The sequence below is a fragment of the Paraflavitalea sp. CAU 1676 genome (genome assembly GCF_029223285.1).
Lineage (GTDB): Bacteria > Bacteroidota > Bacteroidia > Chitinophagales > Chitinophagaceae > Paraflavitalea.
Map to the genome: position 1 here is coordinate 490,905 of NZ_JARHUJ010000005.1, position 22,182 is coordinate 513,086.

Annotated in this window: 11 protein-coding genes; 10 read left to right on the forward strand and 1 reads right to left on the reverse strand. The window is 52.2% G+C overall.

Annotated features, from left to right (window positions below):
• Nucleotides 1-65 precede the first annotated feature (65 nt).
• Nucleotides 66-1,454 (forward strand): hypothetical protein, encoded by a 1,389-nt coding sequence (locus P2H89_RS18450; RefSeq protein ID WP_275829529.1) that lies wholly within the window; start codon nucleotides 66-68, stop codon nucleotides 1,452-1,454.
• Here P2H89_RS18450 and P2H89_RS18455 read toward each other — a convergent pair.
• Nucleotides 1,440-1,793, reverse strand: a complete 354-nt coding sequence (locus P2H89_RS18455; protein WP_275829531.1) for an AraC family transcriptional regulator — start codon at nucleotides 1,791-1,793, stop codon at nucleotides 1,440-1,442. The two genes, P2H89_RS18450 and P2H89_RS18455, sit on opposite strands and share 15 nt — an antisense overlap.
• Nucleotides 1,794-2,103: 310 nt before the next feature.
• Here P2H89_RS18455 and P2H89_RS18460 point away from each other — a divergent pair, with 310 nt between their 5' ends.
• From P2H89_RS18460 to P2H89_RS18500, 9 genes are all read left to right on the forward strand, one after another.
• The gene (locus P2H89_RS18460; RefSeq protein WP_275829533.1) at nucleotides 2,104-3,465 is read left to right on the forward strand and encodes a glycoside hydrolase family 28 protein; all 1,362 of its coding nucleotides are present in this window, start codon (nucleotides 2,104-2,106) and stop codon (nucleotides 3,463-3,465) included.
• A gap of 152 nt (nucleotides 3,466-3,617) precedes the next feature.
• Nucleotides 3,618-4,721 (forward strand): glycosylase, encoded by a 1,104-nt coding sequence (locus P2H89_RS18465; RefSeq protein WP_275829536.1) that lies wholly within the window; start codon nucleotides 3,618-3,620, stop codon nucleotides 4,719-4,721.
• A gap of 23 nt (nucleotides 4,722-4,744) precedes the next feature.
• Nucleotides 4,745-7,168: a glycoside hydrolase family 2 TIM barrel-domain containing protein gene (locus tag P2H89_RS18470; protein ID WP_275829538.1), complete on the forward strand. Its 2,424-nt coding sequence runs from the start codon at nucleotides 4,745-4,747 to the stop codon at nucleotides 7,166-7,168.
• A gap of 165 nt (nucleotides 7,169-7,333) precedes the next feature.
• Nucleotides 7,334-8,044: a DUF3826 domain-containing protein gene (locus P2H89_RS18475; RefSeq protein ID WP_275829540.1), complete on the forward strand. Its 711-nt coding sequence runs from the start codon at nucleotides 7,334-7,336 to the stop codon at nucleotides 8,042-8,044.
• Nucleotides 8,045-8,126: 82 nt separating this feature from the next.
• A complete protein-coding gene (locus tag P2H89_RS18480; protein ID WP_275829542.1) occupies nucleotides 8,127-11,297 on the forward strand; it encodes a TonB-dependent receptor in 3,171 nt (1,056 codons plus the stop codon).
• An 18-nt stretch (nucleotides 11,298-11,315) separates the two neighbouring features.
• Nucleotides 11,316-13,151, forward strand: coding sequence for a RagB/SusD family nutrient uptake outer membrane protein (locus tag P2H89_RS18485; protein WP_275829544.1), 1,836 nt, complete (start codon nucleotides 11,316-11,318; stop codon nucleotides 13,149-13,151).
• Nucleotides 13,152-13,191: 40 nt separating this feature from the next.
• Complete coding sequence (locus tag P2H89_RS18490; RefSeq protein WP_275829546.1) at nucleotides 13,192-14,853, forward strand: polysaccharide lyase; 1,662 nt, start codon at nucleotides 13,192-13,194, stop codon at nucleotides 14,851-14,853.
• A gap of 163 nt (nucleotides 14,854-15,016) precedes the next feature.
• Entirely contained in the window at nucleotides 15,017-18,142 is a 3,126-nt protein-coding gene (locus P2H89_RS18495; protein WP_275829548.1) for a DUF6298 domain-containing protein, read from the forward strand.
• Nucleotides 18,143-18,148: 6 nt separating this feature from the next.
• A complete protein-coding gene (locus tag P2H89_RS18500; RefSeq protein WP_275829550.1) occupies nucleotides 18,149-22,168 on the forward strand; it encodes a DUF4038 domain-containing protein in 4,020 nt (1,339 codons plus the stop codon).
• The last annotated feature ends 14 nt before the right edge of the window (nucleotides 22,169-22,182 follow it).

Consider the following 22,182-nt stretch of genomic DNA (forward strand, 5'->3'; position numbering starts at 1 on the left):
TCTTCCGTTTGGTGAATCCGGGCGGTTGGTGCAGTACGGTATTATTCATCATTAAAACTTATCACATGGCAAAGGTTGTTGGTCTTTTAAAGTTGCGGGGTTCCGCCGGGGGCTTCAGCTTTTATGAGTTTGAGGGAGAAACCTATTGTAAAGAAAAGGGGAGTCCGAACGCCTGGCAGATGAAGCATGGGCATCAGTTTGCCGGCTCGCGGCGGCAGGCAGCGGAATTTGGCCGGGCTTCGGCGGCGGGTAAGCTTTTCAGGCAGGCGATGGGCAATGCGGCTGACGGCCTGCGGCTGCACAGTTTATCGTGGCGGATGTGCACCTGGCTGCTGGGCGCTTTGCAGCGCGATCCCGTGAGTGGTTGGGGTGAGCGGAAACTGACGGAGACGGACCTTAGCCTATTGGATGGTTTCGAATTCAACAAGAAGACTTCATTGGATGACCTGTTGCCGGTGAACCTGCCCGATAGTCACCGGATACAGGATGACAGGGTACGGGTGTCGATGCCGGGTTTCCGCCTCAGGCGTAAAAAGAAAATGCCTGAAAGGGCCACGCATTATAGAATTGTATCCGGACTGGTCTATATCGACTTCGGGAAGCGGAACTTTGTACGTGACCTGATCCACAGTGAATATCATCCGATCGGCAATAAGCATTGCGCGTCTTTCGAGGTGGAACACCTGCTGCAGGAGCATGCCGGCATGGCGGGGTTCTGGCTTTGGGGCATCGAGTATTACGAGACGACGGCGAAAGGGTGGAAAGAGGTGAAGGGCGGTTCGATGCGGATGATGAAATGCTGGAATGTGCAGGAAGTGCAGCAGATTGAACTGAACCGGGCGGAGATGGCGGCGTTGTTGGTGCAGGAGCAGCCGTGTTTTGCCTGCGCGGTGGAACCGGCCTGGGTGGCGGCTTTGGAGGATGCTGCTGGGGGCGATAATGGGGTGGCGGCCACGGAGGTGGACATGGGTAGGGCCGATCGGTCTTCGGAAGCGGTGACGGAGGAGGAGCTGAGCGGAACTTCGCAGGAGAAGATGGTGCGGGAGGTGAGGGAGATTACGCCGGAAATGACGGACCACGAAACGGAGCTGGTATCGACGGAGGTGGGGGATCTGAAAGTGGGGCTGCTATCGCCGGACGTAATGGAACAGGAGACGGAATTGCTTTCGCCGGAGGTCATTGAACTGCAGGCGGAGTTGCTGGCGGAATTTGACAGGCGGGTGGCGGCTATTGCGAGCGCTGCACCTGCTGAGTTGGTAGTAGACGCTGAAGGCATACTGGTGCTCAAACCGGAAGAAGGACCTTTGGCGATGGAGGTAGTGGCAACGGCGGAAGCAGCTGAAGCCCCGCCGGGCTTACTACTTACTGCCAACAATAAACCCGGCCTTTGTTACGAGCCGGGTTCTAGTGCTGGTGTTGGGGTTTCGAATGTTGATGGTCTATGCCTCTGGTAATATTTTCTTCCGGAGGTCACTGGGAAGCATCTGGAACTTTCTGCGGAATGCGGCCGTGAGGTTCGTGGCATGATTGTAGCCACAACGATGCGCGATCTCTGCAATGGGCAGGTCGGTCTCTTTAATGAGCGAGGCTGCTTCTTTCAGTCGGGCCACCTGCAGGTACTCGTAGGGGCCAGTGCCATACATCTGCTTGAACCCATACTTAAGGGTGGGCTCATCGAGCTCGACGATGCGGCTCAGCTGGGGTATGGAATAATGAATGTGGATGTCCTTCAGGATGAGGACGGCGGCGGTCTTTAATTTCTCCTGCGCCGCTTCGGCAATTTTCTTTTGCATAGCGATAAGGTTTTTTGGTTTTACAGAAAAAGGATAGCTGCTATACCAAATTTATCATTAATCAATGTTGCAAACAGGAGTTGGAGTATTCCAACCCGCACTTTAAGTTTCTGGTTTACGGCCAGTTGCGAGGATGCGAAACGGCCTTTTGCGTGCCGCCCGGGCCGCCGGAGAATAGTAAAATAGTCCATCATTTCAGCCATTCGTGACATTGCCTGAGGACGCCAGTCTACTACCTTTAATGCGAATAGGTTGGGGCTCATGATGTTATCAGGTGTGCCCGATTGTTTTGAATCTTCATCATTGCCATATGAAATGTGTTCTGCCAATCCTTGTTCTCTTTTCCTGTCTGGCCGTTTCTGCCGGTAGCTTTGGACAATCTTATTATAACGTCGTCAAGTATGGCGCGCACAACGACAGCAGCCGCAAGGCCACTGCCGCCATCGCCAAAGCCATTGCCGCCGCTTCCAAGGCAGGCGGCGGTACGGTGTACTTTCCTGCCGGGAAATACCTTACCGGGCCGATCCACCTGAAAAGCAATATCACCATCCTGATCGATGCCGGTGCTGAGTTGCATTTCAGCGACGACTTCGACGACTACCTGCCCATGGTGAAGAGCCGGTATGAAGGTGTTGATGTGACCAGCTTTTCGCCCCTGTTCTATGCGTATGAGGCGGAGAATATTGCCATCAAAGGGCGTGGTATCATCGATGGCCATGGCCGTAAGTGGTGGCATTTTGTGGAAGGCTACAAAGAAGGGCAGGAGCGTAGTAAGTGGCAGTTGATCTTTGATGGTCTGAACAAAGACATCCTGCTGCCCGATGACCCAAAACAAATGAAACGGGGCTTTCTGCGTCCCCCGTTTATTCAGCCCATGTTCTGCAAGAACGTGTTGATCGAGGGCATCACCATTCGCAACTCGCCGTTCTGGACCGTGAATCCGGAGTTCTGCGAGAATGTAACGGTGACCGGTGTTACCATCAACAATCCTCCTTCGCCCAATACAGACGGCATCAATCCCGAGTCGTGCAAATACGTGCACATCAGCAATTGCCATATCAGTGTGGGCGATGATTGTATCACGATCAAATCGGGCAAGGATGTGCCGGGCCGCACCAAGGCAGCGCCCGCACAGAACTATACCATTACGAATTGTACTATGCTTAGCGGACATGGCGGCGTAGTGATCGGCAGCGAAATGAGCGGCGGTGTCAGGAATATTACCATCAGCAATTGTGTGTTTGACGGTACCGACCGTGGCATCCGCATCAAAACGGCGCGTGGCCGTGGTGGTGTGGTGGAAGTTATCCGGGTGGACAATATCATCATGAAGAATATCCGCGACCAGGCGATCGTACTGGATATGGAATATGCCAAAGTGCCGGTTGAACCAGTGAGTGAAAGAACGCCGGTTTTCCGCAATATCCGGCTCAGCAATATTACTGCCTATACCAAGACGGCACTTTACATCAATGGCCTGGAAGAAATGCCGGTGCAGGAATTCAGCTTGAGTGATGCCTACTTTGAAGCTGAGCAGGGCATTACGATACGCAAGGCCAAAGATGTTGAGTTGCACAAGGTGCGGATCAATGTAAAGCGGGGCAGTCCGTTAGTTACTGAAAATGTGCAGGGTTTGTCGGTGGATGGTTTTACCAGTGGTCCGAAGTTATAGGTCTTTTATCTTGCATGGAAAGGAACAGGTTGTTTATATTGCCAACGATAAAGGTACTATTGACACTAAAATGCAGGTGGGGTGGCGGATGATTATCCCTGACCCTGCAATACAATTGGGCTGTGGATGGTATGGATTTTCAATAATAACTTATGCTTAGAAGAGACTATCTAATTGCGTTGCTGGCTTGCTGGATTGGCTGTATGCTGGGGGCTCAAGGTCAGCAGTTGGTGGCCGATTCGGTGATGCAACGTATTTACGGGGAGATCAAAACTCCTTTCAAATATGGTATGGTCGTAGTGCCGGCGGATGATTCGAAGAAGATCGACTGTCCGACAGTTTTTCGCAAAGGCGATACCTGGTACATGACCTATATCGTGTTCGATGGCCGTGGCTATGAAACCTGGTTGTCGGAAAGCAAGGACCTGTTGCAATGGACGCCCAAAGGTAAACTGCTTTCGATGGCTGACTCCTCCCAATGGGATGGTAACCAGCGGGCGGGTTATCCCGTTTTGCAGGACATGACCTGGGGTGGTAGTTATGCATTGCAAAAGTATAGCGGCAAATACTGGATGTCGTATATCGGTGGTGCAGAAAAGGGGTATGAGGCGGGCCTGTTGTCGATCGGGATGGCTTATACCAAGGGGTCGCCCTGGAAGGCGCATGAGTGGCAACGGTTGCCGGCTCCGGTTTTGACCTCAAAGGATACCGATGTACGGTGGTGGGAGAATAAAAAGCAATTCAAGAGTACGGTGATCTGGGATAAAGAAAAGAAAACGGGTTATCCTTTTGTGATGTATTACAATGCCAATGGCGATTCGGCGGTCAATAATATCAAGACGCGCTGGTTTGAGCGCATCGGTATGGCCGTTTCGAATGATATGGTGCACTGGAAGCGATTTGAGGTTGAGCCGGTGATGCATCACCCAGCGGGGATTACCGGCGATGCGGTGATCCAACGGATTGGTGATGTGTATGTGATGTTCTATTTCGGTGCTTTCTGGACGGGGCGCAAAGATGCTTTCAACCGGTTTGCGTGTTCGTACGACCTGGTGCACTGGACCGACTGGCAGGGCGATGACCTCATCAAGAGCAGTGAACCGTATGATGACCGTTTTGCCCACAAGTCATTTGTGGTAAAACACAAAGGCATTGTATATCATTTTTACTGTGCGGTGAACAAGAAAGATCAGCGTGGTATTGCGGTGGCAACGTCTGTTGATCAGGGTAAAAGCAATATTTCGTTTGTAAAGTAAGGTGTGGGCTCAATCTTTCTATTATGGTTTCTGCTAAAAAATATACGGCTTTCCTGTTGGTGTTCTTTTGTGTGGGTGTTGTGTGTGCCCAACGAAGGGTTATTGATTTCAACTATGGCTGGAAGTTCAGGCTGGGGAATGATAGTGCGGCCTTCGCCGCTGCTTACAACGATGCAAGCTGGCGGGTACTGGATGTGCCGCATGACTGGAGCATCGAGGGCAGCTTCGACGAGAAGCATCCTGCTACCAATCAGGGTGGTTCGTTGCCCGGTGGTTTCGGCTGGTACCGTAAAAAGTTTGTGTTGCCGGCCGGATTGGCGGGTAAACAGGTGGCCATCGAGTTTGATGGCATTTATCGCAACAGTGAAGTATGGATCAATGGCCATTACCTGGGCAAGCGGCCCAATGGCTACATCTCTTTCGGATATGACCTGACGCCTTACCTGCAGAAGCCGAACGTGGCTAATGTGATCGCGGTGAAGGTGGATAATAGTCAGCAACCTAATTCGCGGTGGTACACAGGGTCGGGCATTTACCGCAATGTGCGCGTAGTGGTGACGGATCGGGTGGCGGTGGATCAATGGGGTAGTTATGTTACGACACCGGTTATTACCAAGCAGGCTGCCAGCGTTCGCGTTGCGTTGCAGTTGCGCAGGGTGGGGCAGCAGGCGCCATATGTTGAAGTGATCACTAAGATCATCGATGCAAAGGGCAGGGTAGTAGCTGAAAAGGGTTTGAAGGATGTGGTGTTACATGACTCTTTGCAGGCCGTAGTGGTGCCTTTGCAGGTTGCTGCGCCTCAATTGTGGTCGGTGAACAGACCCTATTTGTACAGGGCGGTAACCAGTATAGTGCAGGGCGGTAAAGTGATCGACAAATATGCTACGACATTTGGCGTGCGGTATTTCCGGTTCGACGCCGATAAAGGATTTTTTCTGAATGACGAGCCGTTGAAGATCCTGGGTGTGTGTATGCACCATGACCTGGGCGCTTTGGGCGCGGCGGTGAACGTGCGGGCGATGGAGCGGCAACTGGAGATCATGAAAGCGATGGGCGCCAATGCGATCCGTACGGCGCACAATCCACCGGCGCCGGAGCTGCTGGACTTATGCGACAGGATGGGATTACTGGTGATCGATGAAGCGTTTGATATGTGGCGGAAGAAGAAAAACAAGTTCGACTATTATGCCGATTTCCCCGAGTGGCACCGGCGCGACCTGGAAGACCAGGTGAAACGCGATCGCAACCATCCTTCGGTGTTTTTGTGGAGCATAGGCAATGAAATAAGAGAGCAATTCGATAGCACGGGCATCACGCTTACGCGGGAGCTGGTGGATATTGTGAAAGCACTGGACACTACGAGGCCGGTGATCGCTGCGCTGAGCGAATGGAACCCAGCGAAGAACTTCATGTATCAGTCGGGCGTATTTGATGTGGTGGGGTTGAACTATCATCACGAAGTGTATGCCGACTTTCAAAAGCATTATCCCGGCAAAGCCTTTTTGGCCACGGAAAATATGTCGGCCCTGGCTACGCGGGGGCATTATGATCTTCCTTCGGATACCATGAAATTCTGGCCGCAGAAATCTCCCATGAAATATGTGGAAGGCGGGAATGCTGATCTTACCGTATCGGCCTTTGACCAGGTGGCTGCCTATTGGGGATCTACCCATGAAACGACGTGGAAGATCATCAAAAAGCATCCTTTTCTATCGGGGCTGTTTGTGTGGACGGGTTTCGATTATCTCGGCGAGCCGGTGCCTTATCCCTGGCCGGCGCGGAGTTCGTATTATGGCATTGTGGACCTGGCGGGCTTTCCCAAAGACGTGTATTACCTGTATCAAAGTGAGTGGACGAATAAGCCGGTGCTGCATGTGTTTCCGCATTGGAACTGGCAGCCGGGGCAGGTGGTGGATGTGTGGGCGTATTATAACCAGGCCGATGAGGTGGAGCTTTTTCTCAACGGCCGGTCGCTGGGTGTGCAACGGAAAAATGGTGATGACCTGCATGTGATGTGGCGGGTGCCTTTCGAGGCCGGCGAGCTGCGGGCGGTGTCGCGCAGGGGCGGTGAAACAGTGCTGGAAAAGACGATCAAAACTGCCGGAAAAGCTTTCCGGCTGGAATTGATACCCGACAGGAAGATTATCCATGCCGACGGCAAGGATCTTTCTTTTATAACCATCCGTATTTTGGATGAAAAGGGCAGCATAGTACAGGATGCGGACCCTTCGATAAAGGTAAATCTGACAGGTAACGGTTCGCTGGCTGCCATGGACAATGGTTACCAGGCCAGCCTGGAATCGTTTAAAGGCAAGGAACACAAGGCGTACCATGGTTTGTGCCTGGCGATCATCCAATCGGGCAGGGTAGGCGGCGACATTACCATCGAAGCGACTGCGGCAGGTTTGCAAGGCGGTTCGGTCACTATCCGTTCCGTTAAAAAATAACCCCTTTTTCTCTATGGTGATGCAGCTATCCTTTTAGTAAAATATTCCATCATTTTAGTGAAACTTTACATTGTTTTCGGTAGGGCACGCCAGTACCTTTAGCTTGCTTGAATGGCCTTCGATTTTATAGTTGCCATTTGTGCCTAACGATTAAAAAGATCCTTCATGAAACGGTATTTGCTTGTCATTGAAGCGGCTATTCTTCATCCCACCTATAAGGCTGTTATTATTTGTTTCCTGGTTATACATGCTGGCAGTGTTCAGGCTCAACAGACAACTGTTGTTGCTGAAGACACTGCTTATGTACGTGTGGTGCATGAGCGGGCGGGCAAGATTGTTGCTGCGCTTGCTATCAAAGACGAAAAGAAGTTTAAGCAGGCACAGGATATTATTGCTTCGCAGTACCGCGCACTGAACCAGCTTCATGAAGGCAGCAAGCTAAAGGTGCAGCAACTGAAGCAAAACACAGGTCTCACAAAAGAGGCGCTGGACGAATCGGTTAAGCAGGAAGAGGCCGACAAAGAAGCAAACCTGGCCCGCCAGCATTCCGTATATATCGATCAGTTGAAGATGGTGTTGACCGATGAACAAATCGAACAAGTAAAAGATGGTATGACGTACCGCGTGTTGCCCACTACGTACCAGGCCCACCTCGATATGATCCCCTCCCTGACGGAAGAACAAAAGAAACAAATCTATTCCTGGCTGGTGGAAGCGCGCGATCATGCCATGGACGCCGAATCATCTGACAAAAAGCATTGGTGGTTTGGTAAGTATAAAGGACGTATCAACAATTATCTCGCTGCACAAGGATATGATCTGAAGAAAGAACGAGAGGCCTGGGAAATAAGGAAGAAAGAGAAAGCCGCCCGATAAGCATTCAATCAAGTTTCAAAAAAGCTATTCATTTATGTTCCTGGTCTGCTGCAGGAACAGGATACCAAAAACTAGATGCCATATGAAGTTCCCACAAATTTTTAACCGGTTGATGTTGCTGATGCTGGCCATCTTTGGCTCGTTCTGTGCCATGGCGCAGCAAAAAACTGTAACGGGCACTGTTTACAACCAGGACTCCAAGGAGCCTCTGCCAGGGGTGACCATTGGATTGAAGGGCACGAACCAGACGACGCTGACGGATGCGAAGGGCCAGTTTTCGATACTGGTGTCGGGCAATGAGTCGGTATTGAAATTTACTTATGTTGGCATGGCTTACCAGGAAACGACTGTGGGTGAGCGAACCAACCTGACGATCACGCTGGCTGAAGACAAGAAGCAGCTGGAAGATGTGGTGGTAGTAGGGTATGGTGCGCAAAAGAAGATCCACCTCACGGGCGCGGTAGCCACTGTGCCCATGAAAGAGATACAGGATCTGCCGGTGGGCAGCATGTCGGCTGCTTTGCGTGGACAGATGGCGGGGGTGAATGTGTCGGGCGGTTTTGGCCGTCCCGGTGATAATGCTACGATCACCATCCGCAATCCTTCGTTCTTTGTAAAAGATGGTCAGTCTACCAACCCGATCTATGTGATCGACGACATCATCCGCACGCCGGATGATTTCAATGCACTGGATGCGTCTGAGATAGAGAATATTTCCGTTTTAAAAGATGCCGCCGCGGCTGTGTATGGTATCCTCGGCGCCAATGGTGTTGTAGTGGTGCGTACCAAAAGAGGTAAAGCGGGTGCGCCGAAGATCAACTACACGGTGTCATATGGTATTGCGGATGCGGCGCAACTGCCCAGGATGATGAATGGTTTGCAACAGGCTACTTACCTGAATAGCCTGGTGATGGCGGAAAAGAACTATATCGCTGACGGAACCAATGGATACAAGACCGATGCGCGCTGGTATACCGATGATGAACTGGAGCATTTCAAAAACAACAGCACCAATTGGCTGGAAGAGGCCTGGCAACCTGCCACGACGATGCGTCATGCGCTTAATATCAGCGGCGGTTCGGAAAAGGCTACTTATTTCGCCGGTGTTTCTTATATCAACCAAACATCGAACTTCGATAATATCAATACCGATCGCTGGACGTTCCGCGCCAGTTCCGATATCAAGCTGACCACGGGGTTGAAACTAGGACTGTCGGTGAGCGGCGATGTTTCTCAAAACAAACGTTATTACAATAAGCAGGGCAGTGAAAGTGCCGATAACGACGTGAAGACGTTGGTTGGTACGCCGATGTTCAATCCTTATTACGTAGATGGCTTGCCCGTGTTGCTGACTTCGGCCACGAACAGCCAGGTAGAGAATTTTCACTTCTTCGAGATACAACGTTCCAACAATACTACGGTTACGCGTACCAACGGTTTGAATGTACAGGCAACCCTGAACTATGAAGTACCCTTCATCAAAGGGTTGAGGGCCGGCGTCAATTACAGTAAGAACCTCGACAATACTTTTGGTAAACAGTTTGGTACACGGTATACCGTGTACCGTTTCAGCATGCTGGGTGATCATAGCCATATTTTTGGCGGTACACCCATCAATGCCATTACGCTCAGCAATGGCGACCGGGTGCGTATCAGTCCTTCTTATGCCGACCGTTACCAGCTGAACGCTACGTTAAATTATGAGCGCAGCTTTGGTGACCATCAGTTCTCGATCTTCGCGGGCTACGAGCAGGCGGAAACTGAAACCGATGCCGTGAACGCCATGCGCGAAGGAGTGATCAATGGTGGTGATGACAATATGAACTATGCCCTTGGCACCAACACGACCGATGAAACCCAAACTGAATTTGGCCGGTTGGCCTATGTAGGCCGCCTCAATTACAACTATGCCAGCAAGTACCTGGCAGAGTTTTCTATACGTGCAGATGCGAATCCGAACTTTGCGCCTGAATACCGCTGGGGTTATTTCCCTTCTTTCTCATTGGGCTGGGTAGCTTCACAGGAAGAGTTCTTTAAGCGCAATGTGTCGTTCATCGATTTCATGAAGGTGCGTGCTTCGATCGGTTGGCTGGGTACCGACAATACCAAGGGGTTCCAATACCTGCCCAACTACGCAGCCCAAACCGGTAAGGCCCCTGTATTTGGCGGCAATGCAGACAGGGGATATGCGATCCTTCCCAACACGGCCATCGCCAACTACCAGATCAGGTGGGATGACAATACAAAATACAATGCAGGGCTTGATCTTCAGTTCCTGAGCAGCCGTCTGTCGGTGACTGCCGATGCGTTCCTCGATCACCGCACCAACCAGTTGAGTACTTTGACTTCCGGCGCCTCTTTGCTGATCGGTGGCAACCTGCCTCCTGAAAACTTTGGTGAATCGAAAAGCTTTGGTTACGAATTGTCGATCGGCTGGAAGGATAATATCACCAGGGATCTTTCTTACAATATCAATACTTTCCTTTCCTGGGCCGATAACAGGCTGATCATCCTGGCGCAGCCGCTGGGTAATGTGGGTACTTATCTCGATGCCGCCAACCGGTCGAGCGACCTGGGCAAGATGGGTTACCGCTACCTCGGTATGTTCCGTTCGCAGCAACAAGTGGATGATTATGTTGCGAAGAACCCGGGCTATACCATCTTTGGACAAACGCCCAAGCCCGGTATGCTTTATTATGAGGATGTACGTGGCCCTAAGGTGAATGGTCAATACAGCGGACCTGATGGTAAGATCACCGAAGAAGACCTGGATTATTTAGCGCCCAAAGCTGACAATCATTATCAGTTGGGCTTCAACTTTGGCGTGAGTTACAAGACCCTGAGCTTAAGTGTGGTGAGTGGTATGGCGTTTGGCGGTCAGGATATGCTGGAAGGCAGTGCCTACAAAAAGGGAACGGCTACCTCGAATCGTCCGGAGTTTTGGAAGGATGTGTGGAGCCCGGATAATCCGAATGCAAAATATCCCAATCCTTACTATTCTGAAAACTATGACAAGCCTTCTTCTTTCTGGTTTGTGAGTTCTTTCGCCTGGCGCATCGCCAACATCAACCTGAGTTATACGCTGCCCATCCGCTGGACCAATGCGGCTGGCCTGGGTAGCGCCCGCGCCTTCGTGGTTGCCACCAACCCGATCAACCTGTACAATCCGTACTCGTACCGGGATAATTCGGCAGCCTACGATGTGTATCCGTCTATCCGGACGGTTTCGCTTGGTTTAAACTTAGGGTTTTAACTGTAAACGATTGTAACAATGAAAACGATCCTTGTAAATAAAATAGCTCTCACTGCCGGTGTTGCCTCATTGTTGTCGCTGGCAGCCTGTAATAAAGTGCTGGACAAGTATGATCAGAAAAGTATTCCCGGCGAATTGATCTACAACGACTCGACGCTGGTGAAACTGAATATCGACTATATCTACGAGAACAACCTTCCTGGCTGGGGTGGTAACTCCAATCTCACTGGCGGCAGTATCTCGGGTTCGGCTACGAGTTTGAGTGATGAATCGTATGGCGAAAGCAAATTCTTCGAGGGTACGGTCACTACGTCTGATGTGGGAGATATTGGCACAGGGTTAAATGCAAATAATAACTACGGAAGGATCCGTGTGATCAATATGTTGCTGCGCGATGTGGATGCGGGTATTTTACCGGCCGACACGAAGAAGCGTCTGAAGGCCCATGCCTTTTTCTTCCGTGCCTACCGCTACTTTGACCTGGTGCGTTTGTATGGTGGTGTGCCGCTGGTGACTACTGCTTTGGATGCGGTAGGAGAGCAGGCGAAGGCGGAAGCCTTGCGGCCACGTAATACAACTGCGGAGTGCATCGATCAGATCGTAAAGGACCTCGATAGTGCCATTGCCTGGCTGCCTGCCAAGTATACGGCTTCGGCCGATTGGGGCCGCATTACGAGCGGCGCTGCGGCTGCCTTCAAAGGAAGGGTATTGATGACCTATGCCAGTCCGCAGTTCAATCCTGGTGATGATGTGGCCAGGTGGCAAAGAGCCTATGATGCCAACCTGCAGGCGAAGACCTTGCTGGATGGTGGTGGTTTTGGATTGCACGCTTCGTACGATGCTATGTGGTTCTCCGAAGTCAACAACCCGGAGGCAGTTATGATCACGGGATATAATACTGCTACCGGCGACCAGGTGAAGAAGAACAATGGCTATGATAATTCTACCCGTCCCTCGTACCTTGGTACAGGCGGCGGCTCGAACCAGCCTTCGTGGGAGATGGTGAAGGCTTACCCGATGAAAGACGGTAAGCTGCCGGGCGACGCTACTTCTGCGTATGCTTACTCGGATCAATTGTTTTATAAGAACAGGGATCCCCGTTTTGACAAGACGATTGGTTACAATGGCGTGAACTGGCCTATCAATGGTAATGCGAATTATAAGTTGTGGACTTATTATGCCGCCAACAAGACGGTAGAGAATAAGGCGACCAATACTGGTTTCTATACCCGCAAAGCGATCAACCCCACGGTGGATATTTCGAACGTGCAGTATAGTGGTACCGACTGGATGGAGATCCGTTATGCGGAAGTATTGCTGAACCTGGCGGAATGTGCTGCGGGTATCGGCAGGGTGGCTGCTGACCAGGAAGCTTATACCGGTTTGGTGGCAGTACGTAAGAGAGCGGGCCTTCAGGCAGGCGGAGGATCATTGTATGGTTTAAAGTCGGGCATGTCGAGGGCTGAGCTTTTCGATGCCATCCTGTTTGAGAGAAGGATTGAATTTGCTTTTGAAGGCAAACGTTTCTGGGACCTGCGTCGCTGGAAGAAGATTGAATCGGTGTTGAACGGTACCCGCCGTCAAAAAGTAACGATCAATCTGAAGACGGGTGCGGGCATTCCATCGGCGGCAGATTTCGCCAATCCTGCCAGTCCGAACTATCGTGATAAAGTTGACCTCGATGTTGCTTATACCAATTATTTCGAACTGGTGTTTGGCAATCTCGATACCAAGTATGCCATCAACTGGAAGCCCGAGTATTATTTCTTCGGTATTCCACCGGCAACGATGACCAATAATCCCAATATTGTTCAAAGCAATACCTGGGGCGGCGGTTTTGATCCTTTGAAATAGGCAAGCTACTATCTATAGATGTTCATTAACCACTCTTTTGATGAAAACACTTGTGAAAACAATTCCGGTGCTGGGGCTTTTGATCGCAGCACATGCTGCCAAGGCTCAGTATCCTACTATTCCTCCTGATGTGCAGAAGTCGTCGGACTCAATGTTGAATGAAGCGCGTATCCGTTCGGATGAGGCCTGGGCCAAAGCGTACCCGATCATACAGGATGATGCGCGACATGGAAAGCCTTATATACCCTGGGCGGCTAAGGCTGATGATCTGCCGCAGGCAACTATCCCGGCATTTCCCGGCGCTGAAGGCGGCGGTAAATACAGTTTTGGCGGCCGTGGCGGCAAGGTGATCGTGGTGACCAACCTGAACGACGAGGGGCCGGGCAGTTTGCGCTGGGCCTGTGAGCAGGGTGGTGCGCGTGTGGTGGTGTTCAATGTGGCGGGTATCATACGGCTCAAGACGCCGTTGATCATTCGTGCTCCTTATATCACGATTGCGGGTCAATCGGCTCCCGGTGATGGTGTTTGTGTGGCGGGAGAAACCGTATGGATCAATACGCACGATGTGATCATCCGTTTCATGCGTTTTCGCCGGGGTGAAACCTGGGTAGGCAGAAGGGATGATGCCATTGGCGGCAACCCGATCGGCAATATCATGATCGACCACGTGTCGGCCAGCTGGGGCCTCGATGAGAACATGAGCATGTACCGGCATATGTACAATGACAGTACCGGTGCGATCGAACAAAAGCTGCCTACGGTGAATATCACGATCCAGAACAGCATCTTTGCAGAAGCGCTGGATACCTGGAATCACTCATTCGGCAGTACCCTGGGTGGCGAGAACTGTACGTTCATGCGTAACCTGTGGGCCAATAATACCGGTCGCAATCCTTCGATCGGCTGGTATGGTACTTTCAATTTCGTGAACAATGTTGTGTTCAACTGGGTGCACCGTTCTATGGACGGCAGTGACTATCGCGGCCAGTTCAATATTATCAATAACTATTATCAACCCGGGCCGGCTACGCCTAAGAATAACCCGGTGGGACATCGTATCATCAAGCCCGAGAGTGGGCGCAGCAAACTGAAATACCATGTCTATGGCCGTGCTTATGTGAACGGCAATATCATGGAAGGGTATGATGCCATTTCCAGCGATAACTGGGCTGGTGGTGTGCAGGTGGAAGATGAAAAGGATGCGGGCGAGCACAAGGCCTATATGAAATTCGACAAACCGTTGCCGATGCCGGTAGTGACTGTTGTGGATGCGAAGCAGGCTCGCGAATATGTGCTGGCGAATGCGGGGGCTACTTTGCCCCGGAGAGACCCGGTAGATGTGCGCATCTCCGAGCAGGTGAGAACGGGTAAGATCGCTTATAAAGATGGCGTGAAGCTGCCCGAAACGCAGTTCAAACATCGCCGGATGCCTATCGACTCTTATAAGATCGGTATCATCACCGATCCCAGTCAGGTAGGCGGTTATCCCGACTACAAGGGCAATCCTTATAAGGACAGTGACAATGATGGTATTCCTGACGACTGGGAGAAGGCCCGCGGTTTGAATGCGAACAATGCGGCGGATGCTGCTGCCTATGCGAAAAGCAAAAGCGGCTATACCAATATTGAAGAGTACCTGAACAGCCTGGTACCTGCGAAAGGGGTTCAACCTGTGGTGGCTGCGGCGAAAAAAGGATTTTGATCAAGCGGACCGTCTCGCGGGATGGTCTTACAGGGGGCTTTGATGTTTGCCCCCGGCCGACAATAGATTTTTGTGCTGCTTTGCCCCTGCTGTTGAATGGGGGCAAAGTCTTTTTAAGCAACCCTGCGACTTACTTAATTTAGGATTCTAAACTACGATCGACTTGAGTAAGATAGTTCTGCCAATCGTTCTCACCTGCGTTTGCCTGTTATTGTTCCGGACCCTGCCGGCGCAAAAAGGGGTAAAGCCTCCCCCTGCACCGATCTTCTATGCGAACGGACGTTTACAATACACACCGGATTCGCTGGGTAACCGCGTGCCGGACTTCTCGTATTGCGGTTATGCTGCGGGTGAGAAGGTCATTCCTATGGCGCCGGTGAAAGTGGTGGTGCCGGTAGTTACGGGCGATGCTACACGGCGTATACAGGCGGCGATCGACTATGTAAGCAATTTACCCCTTGATAAAGATGGTGTTCGCGGCGCTGTGTTGCTGCAAGCCGGTGAATACCACGTTGGCGGCAGCTTAGTACTGCATACGGGCGGTGTGGTGTTGCGCGGTCAAGGCGCGGCAACAGTAATTGTTGGAGAGGGGCTGGACCGTGCTACGCTGATCAGGATTGCGGGTAAGGGCGATAAGAAGTTGAAAACGCCCGTGGCGGTGGCTGATGGGTATGTGCCGGTGAATGCGATGGCTGTGCGTGTGGCGGCGGGGCATGGTTTGAAGGCTGGTGATGAGGTGGTGATTACGCGTGCCTGTACGGCGGCATGGATCGCTGCTTTGGGTACTGATCATTTTGGTGGTGGGATCACTTCATTGGGCTGGAAGCCGGGGCAGCGGGAATTGCAGTGGGTACGTACGGTGATGAGTGTGAAGGGTGATGTGCTGGAGCTGAATGCTCCATTGACGGCTGCGCTGGATCAACGTTATGGTGGTGGTACGGTGTCGGCGCTTCAATGGCCGGGGCGTATATCGCAATGTGGGGTGGAAGGCATGCAGCTGGTTTCAACGTTCAATAAAGACAATGAGAAAGATGAGTCCCATCGTTGGATGGCCATTACGATAGATGATACCCGGGACGCGTGGGTGCGACAAGTGGTGTTCAGGCATTTTGCCGGATCGGCTGTAGCTGTTGGTGAAACGGTTTCACGGGTTACCGTAGAAGATTGTATGTCGCTGCTGCCGGTTTCTGAAATTGGCGGCGAGCGGCGCAATAGTTTTTTTACGGCGGGGCAACAGGTGTTGTTTCAGCGTTGCTATGCCGAGTATGGTATGCATGATTTTGCGACTGGCTTTTGTGCGGCGGGGCCTACGGCGTTTGTACAGTGCGAGTCGAAGCAGCCTTTTGGTTTTAGCGGTGGTATCGATAGCTGGAGCGCCGGGGTATTGTTTGATGTGGTGAATGTGGATGGTGGCGCGATCAGTTTGTTGAACCGCGGTCAGGACGGGCAGGGTGCAGGGTGGAATATTGCCAATGGGGTGTTGTGGAATTGCAGTGCGGCCCGTATCGATTGCTACAAGCCGCCGACGGCCAATAACTGGGCGTTGGGTTCCTGGAGCCAGTTTGCCGGAGATGGCTATTGGGGGGAGTCGAATAACAGCATTGAACCAAGGAGTTTATATTATGCCCAGCTGAAAGAAAGACTTGGTGCGGTGGTGGATACCCGTGTGCAGGTGATGCCGATGGAGTCGGAAGCTTCGAGCAGTCCGACCGTAGCGGTGGCGCAGCAATTGACGGCGCAGGCGGTGGCACCGGCGAAGACGTTGCTGGAGTTTATTGGGGACGCTATTAGGCGGCAGCCATTGCTTACTGACGGTGCGGGTGTGCGGCGTATCGATGACATAGGGGTGAAACCAGTTGTGACGCCTACGTTGAGTGCACCGCTGCAATTGGTAAATGGCAGGCTGGTGCGCGGTACGGCGTTGGTGGCTGGCATGCGTAGCGATGAACCCTGGTGGAGCGGCAGTGCGCGGCGTTATGCGTTGGATAAAATGAAGCCAGCGATCACACGGTTTGTGCCAGGTAAAACAGGAAGGGGCCTCACGGACGACCTGGGTGTGCTGACGGATTCTATGCAAGCGGATCATGTGCTGGCGCTCGATCATAATTATGGTTTGTGGTATGAGCGCAGGCGGGATGATCACGAACGCATTCGCCGGATGGATGGAGAAGTGTGGGCGCCGTTTTATGAGCTGCCTTTTGCGCGTAGCGGACAGGGTGCGGCCTGGGATGGGTTGAGTAAATACGATCTTACAAAATACAATGACTGGTACTGGCGGCGGCTTCGGCAGTTTGCTGAGTTGGCCGATCAGAAAGGTTTGCTGCTGATACATCAGCATTATTTTCAGCATAATATTATCGAGGCTGGTGCGCATTATGCGGATTTTCCGTGGCGCCCTGCCAACAATATCAACAATACGGGTTTCCCCGAGCCGGTGCCCTATGCCGGTGACAAACGCATCTTTATGGCAGATCAGTTTTATGATACTGCCCATCCGGTGCGCCGTGCTTTGCACAAAGCCTATATACGGCAATGCCTCAATAACTTTACGGATAATAACGGCGTGCTGCACCTGATTGGTGCGGAGTACACCGGTCCCCTGCATTTTGTGCAGTTCTGGCTGGATGAGATCGCTGCGTGGGAGCGGGAAACGGGTAAGCACCCGCTGATTGGTCTTAGTACTACCAAAGATGTGCAGGATGCGATACTGGCCGATCCGCGGCGCACTGCGGTGGTGGATGTAATCGATATCCGCTACTGGCATTACCAGCAGGATGGTTCTGCGTATGCCCCGCAAGGTGGTCAGCAGCTGGCGCCGCGGCAACATGCCCGCTTGCTGAAGCCGAAAGCAACTTCGGCCGAGCAGGTATACAGGTCTGTACTTGAATACCGCACGAAGTATCCGGGCAAAGCGGTGATCTATTCGGGCGATGCCTATGATCGTTATGGCTGTGCGGTGTTGATGGCGGGTGGTTCGATGCCTTCGCTAGTATTGAGCGATGGTGCTGCATTGCAAGCGATCGCTACGATGAGGCCGGTGATCTCGGAGGAACTGGCCGGCAGGCAATGGATGCTGCATAATGCGCAAATGGGTTATGTGATCCAGGACCTGGCGAAAGACAAAGGGTCAGTTGATGCCGTGATTGAGGCTGGCAGTTATCGCGTTGCCTGGATCAATGCTCTGAGCGGTGTTGTCAAATACACGAAAGAATCCGTGAAAGGCGGTAAGTCTATATCTATTCAGAAACCTGACCGTGGCAGCTGGGTGTTGTGGCTGAAGAAAAAATAATCGCGCATGAAGCTCTTATCTGGCATTCTAACATTTTTACTGGTTGTAGTTTTTGCGCAAGCGCAGGAGACGCCGCTTCCGAGGTTGAAGGTGTCGCCCAATGGGCGGTATTTCGTTTCGCAGAACGGTGCGCCTTTCTTTTGGCTGGGCGATACGGGCTGGCTGTTGTTCATCAAGCTAACGCGTGAAGAATCGGTACAATACCTGGAGCAACGAAAGCAACAGGGCTTTAATGTGATCCAGGTGATGGTGCTGCATGATGTACGGAAGGCGGTGAATGCCTATGGTGATTCGGCACTGGTGCATGAAGATGTGGCCAGGCCTCGTGTAACGCGTGGTAATAATGCTGCGGATGCTGCGCAATACGATTTCTGGGATCATGTGGACTATGTGATCGACCAGGCCGCCCAGCGGGGGATCTATATGGCGCTGGTGCCGGTGTGGGGCACGAATGTGAAGAATGGCTGGGTGAAGGAGGGTGCGGCTAAACAGTATGCCAGCTTCCTGGCTAACCGTTATAAGAACAAATCGAATATCATCTGGCTGAATGGGGGAGATATTCCCGGCAGTGATTCCATCAAGGTATGGAACCAGATCGGCAGCACACTTCGATCAATCGATAAAAACCATCTTATTACTTTTCATCCCCGCGGGCGCACTACTTCTTCGCGGTGGTTCCATAACGAATCCTGGCTCGACTTCAACATGTTCCAGAGTGGGCACCGGAACTATGCGCAGGATACGAGCAAGGGGGAAACACATTATGGTGAAGACAACTGGCGATATATAGAGGAGGACAGGAAGCGGCAGCTGTTGAAACCCACGATGGATGGCGAGCCTTCGTATGAAGGCATTCCGGAGGGTTTGCATGATACGACGGAGCGTTTCTGGAATGATGCCGATGTGCGACGGTATGCTTATTGGAATACGCTTTCGGGCGGCGCTGGGTTTACGTATGGCCATAGCGCAGTTATGCAGTTCTACCATACAGGCGATAAAGACCGTGCCTACGGCGCTAAACTATACTGGGAGCCAGCAATGCAGGCGGCGGGGGCAACCCAAATGAAATTCCTCCAACAGCTGGTGTTGTCGAAACCTTATTATGAGGCGGTGGCTGACCCTGCGCTGGTGCCCGGTAACGGCGAGCGGTATGACAGGGTGGTGGCTTTGCGTGGTAAGGACTTCGCGTGGCTGTATACTTATACCGGAAAGCCGTTCCGGGTGGCGATGGGGGGCATTGCGGGTAAGCATGTTCGTGCTTATTGGTTTGACCCGCGTACCGGCAACCGGCAGGATGCCGGTGTGCTGGCCAATACGGGCATTGCTTTGTTTGATCCGCCTGGTGAGCCGGCGGCAGGCAACGACTGGGTGCTGATACTCGAGACCGCAAATGATATAAGGCAAGACCAGGTTTATCTGTTCTCTTCGTTTCGCGAACCGGCTACCGATGGATTGCGGTTCCTGTACAGCTATGATGGCAAGCGCTGGCAGGATGTAAACAAGACCTTTCTTACGCCCGCTGTTGGCAAGCAGAAAGTGATGCGCGACCCTTCGATCGCGCAGGGTCCGGATGGTACTTTCCATTTGGTGTGGACCAGCAGCTGGCGCGGCGATAAAGGGTTTGGGTATGCTTATTCGAAAGACCTCGTGCATTGGAGAGAGCAACGCTTTATTCCGGTGATGGAGCAGGAGAAGGAGGTGGTGAATGTGTGGGCGCCGGAGATCTTTTATGATTCGGTGGGCAGGCAATTCATTATCATCTGGGCTTCGGCGATTCCGGGCCGTTTTGAAAAGGGCATCGAAGAGGATAACAATAACCACCGGATGTATGTGACCACGACTGCCGATTTCAAGACCTTTACCCCTACTAAGCTTTTCCTGGACCCTGGTTTCAGTGTGATCGATGCCACGATCGTTCAAAGAGGTGTACAGGATTATGTGCTGGTGCTGAAGGATAATACAAGACCCAACAGGAATATCAAGGTTGCCTATGGCCGCTCGGCCCTGGGGCCTTATACCGGCGTTACCGCTGCGTTTACGGAATCCTTTACCGAAGGACCTTCGGTGGTGAGGATAGGTAGTGAATGGCTGGTGTATTTCGACGCTTACCGGTCAAAGAAGTATGATGCGGTGAAGACGACGGATTTCAAATCGTTTACGCCTGCGGCGGGAACCGTGCAGGTGCCAGAGGGGCATAAGCATGGTACGGTGTTCAGCGCATCTGAGGAAACCTTGTTTGGTCTACTGAAGCAGGATACGGCTCATTATACCGGCGGGCAGCTGGCCAATGTTGATTATCACGACGGGCGACTGCCGCTGGCGATGGGCGTACACAATGTACAAGTGATGCGGGCGCACAGAGACCTCAAAGAGGCGGCGCATAGTTTTGGCTGGACGTATAACCACGCGCCCATGCTGGCTTACTGGAACAATACTTTTTATCTCGAGTACCTTAGCAACCCGGTGGGTGAACATGTGCCGCCGGGGCAAACCCTGCTGGTGACCTCGAAAGATGGTTATCGCTGGAATGATCCCGTGGTGCTCTTTCCCCCTTATAAAGTGCCTGATGGGTTTAAGAAAAAGGACCGGGAAGGTGTGGCGCATGACCTGTATGCGGTGATGCACCAGCGCATGGGTTTCTATACGGCCTCTAACAAGAAACTGCTGGCACTGGCGTATTACGGTATTGCGATGGACCAGAAAGATGATCCCAATGATGGTAATGGGGTAGGGCGTGTGGTGCGGGAGATCAAAACAGATGGCAGTTTCGGTGCTATCTACTTTATCAGGTATAACCACGATTTTAATGAGAAGAACAGTGCTTATCCTTTTTACAAGAGCAGCGCGGATAAGGACTTTGTAGCGGCTTGCGACGAGCTGTTGTCGAAGCCGTTGATGATGCAGCAATGGAATGAGGAGGCGGACCGGGACGATCCATTGATCCCTGTAAAGAAAGAATACAAGGCTTTTTGTTTTTACCACCTGCCCGATGGCAGGGTGGTGGGCCTATGGAAACATGCGCTTACTTCTATCAGTACCGACGAGGGGAAGAGCTGGCTCTTTAACCCGTTGCGGGCGCCGGGTTTCGTGAACAGTAATGCCAAGATATGGGGGCAGCGTACGGAGGATGGGAAGTATGCTACGGTATACAACCCTTCGGAGTTCCGCTGGCCATTGGCGCTTTCGGTGAGTGATGATGGACTCAACTTCAAGAACCTGCTGCTTGTTAATGGTGAGATATCGCCCATGCGCTATGGCGGTAACTATAAATCGTATGGTCCGCAGTATGTGCGGGGTATCCAGGGAGGCGATGGCGTTCCGCCCGATGGGAAGCTGTGGGTAAGCTACAGTATGAATAAAGAAGACATCTGGGTGGCATCGGTACCGGTTCCTGTGACGGAGAAAGCGGCTGGCGCCGTGGCGGAAGATTTCTCGAAGCTGGGGGCTGGAGAGGCTCTACAATACTGGAACACCTACAGCCCCGTGTGGGCACGTACCGGGGTTGTTGATGCAGGCGGTGCACGTGCGCTGGTGCTAAAGGATGGCGATGCGCATGACTATGCGAAGGCGGAGCGGGTGTTGCCTCCTGCCACGAAGATGCATCTTGAGTTTTCGGTGACACCGTCTCAGAACGATCATGGACAGCTGGATATTGAACTGGCCAATGCTGCAGGTACGCCGGGTGTACGGTTTACGTTTGGCGCCGATAGTGTGCTGGTGTCGAAGTCGGGTGCGCGGTACAAGACGTTGCTGAAGTACGAACCGGGCAAGCGTTACGATTTCAAGGTCGATATCAATACCGCTGCGCGTATGTATACCATGAACATTAATGGTAAGGCCATCGGTGCGCAGGTGATGTTTGCACCGCTGCATGCGGTGGAGCGTATTGTATTCCGGACAGGTGAGGTGCGCCGGTTCCCGACAGCCGATACGCCGGCTGATAATTTTACAGACTTGCCCGATGCCGGTAGGCGCATCAAAGAGGCGGTGTTCAGTATTGGTTATTTGATTGCGAAACCCCAATAAGGATGGTGCTTGCG

Excerpts from the sequence above, each read along its gene's own strand:
- P2H89_RS18475 (WP_275829540.1), top strand. The coding sequence starts at position 7,334 with ATGAAACGGTATTTGCTTGTCATTGAAGCGGCTATTCTTCATCCCACC.
- P2H89_RS18455 (WP_275829531.1), bottom strand. The coding sequence starts at position 1,793 with ATGCAAAAGAAAATTGCCGAAGCGGCGCAGGAGAAATTAAAGACCGCC.
- P2H89_RS18460 (WP_275829533.1), top strand. The coding sequence starts at position 2,104 with ATGAAATGTGTTCTGCCAATCCTTGTTCTCTTTTCCTGTCTGGCCGTT.
- P2H89_RS18450 (WP_275829529.1), top strand. The coding sequence starts at position 66 with ATGGCAAAGGTTGTTGGTCTTTTAAAGTTGCGGGGTTCCGCCGGGGGC.
- P2H89_RS18485 (WP_275829544.1), top strand. The coding sequence starts at position 11,316 with ATGAAAACGATCCTTGTAAATAAAATAGCTCTCACTGCCGGTGTTGCC.
- P2H89_RS18465 (WP_275829536.1), top strand. The coding sequence starts at position 3,618 with ATGCTTAGAAGAGACTATCTAATTGCGTTGCTGGCTTGCTGGATTGGC.
- P2H89_RS18470 (WP_275829538.1), top strand. The coding sequence starts at position 4,745 with ATGGTTTCTGCTAAAAAATATACGGCTTTCCTGTTGGTGTTCTTTTGT.
- P2H89_RS18480 (WP_275829542.1), top strand. The coding sequence starts at position 8,127 with ATGAAGTTCCCACAAATTTTTAACCGGTTGATGTTGCTGATGCTGGCC.
- P2H89_RS18490 (WP_275829546.1), top strand. The coding sequence starts at position 13,192 with ATGAAAACACTTGTGAAAACAATTCCGGTGCTGGGGCTTTTGATCGCA.
- P2H89_RS18500 (WP_275829550.1), top strand. The coding sequence starts at position 18,149 with ATGAAGCTCTTATCTGGCATTCTAACATTTTTACTGGTTGTAGTTTTT.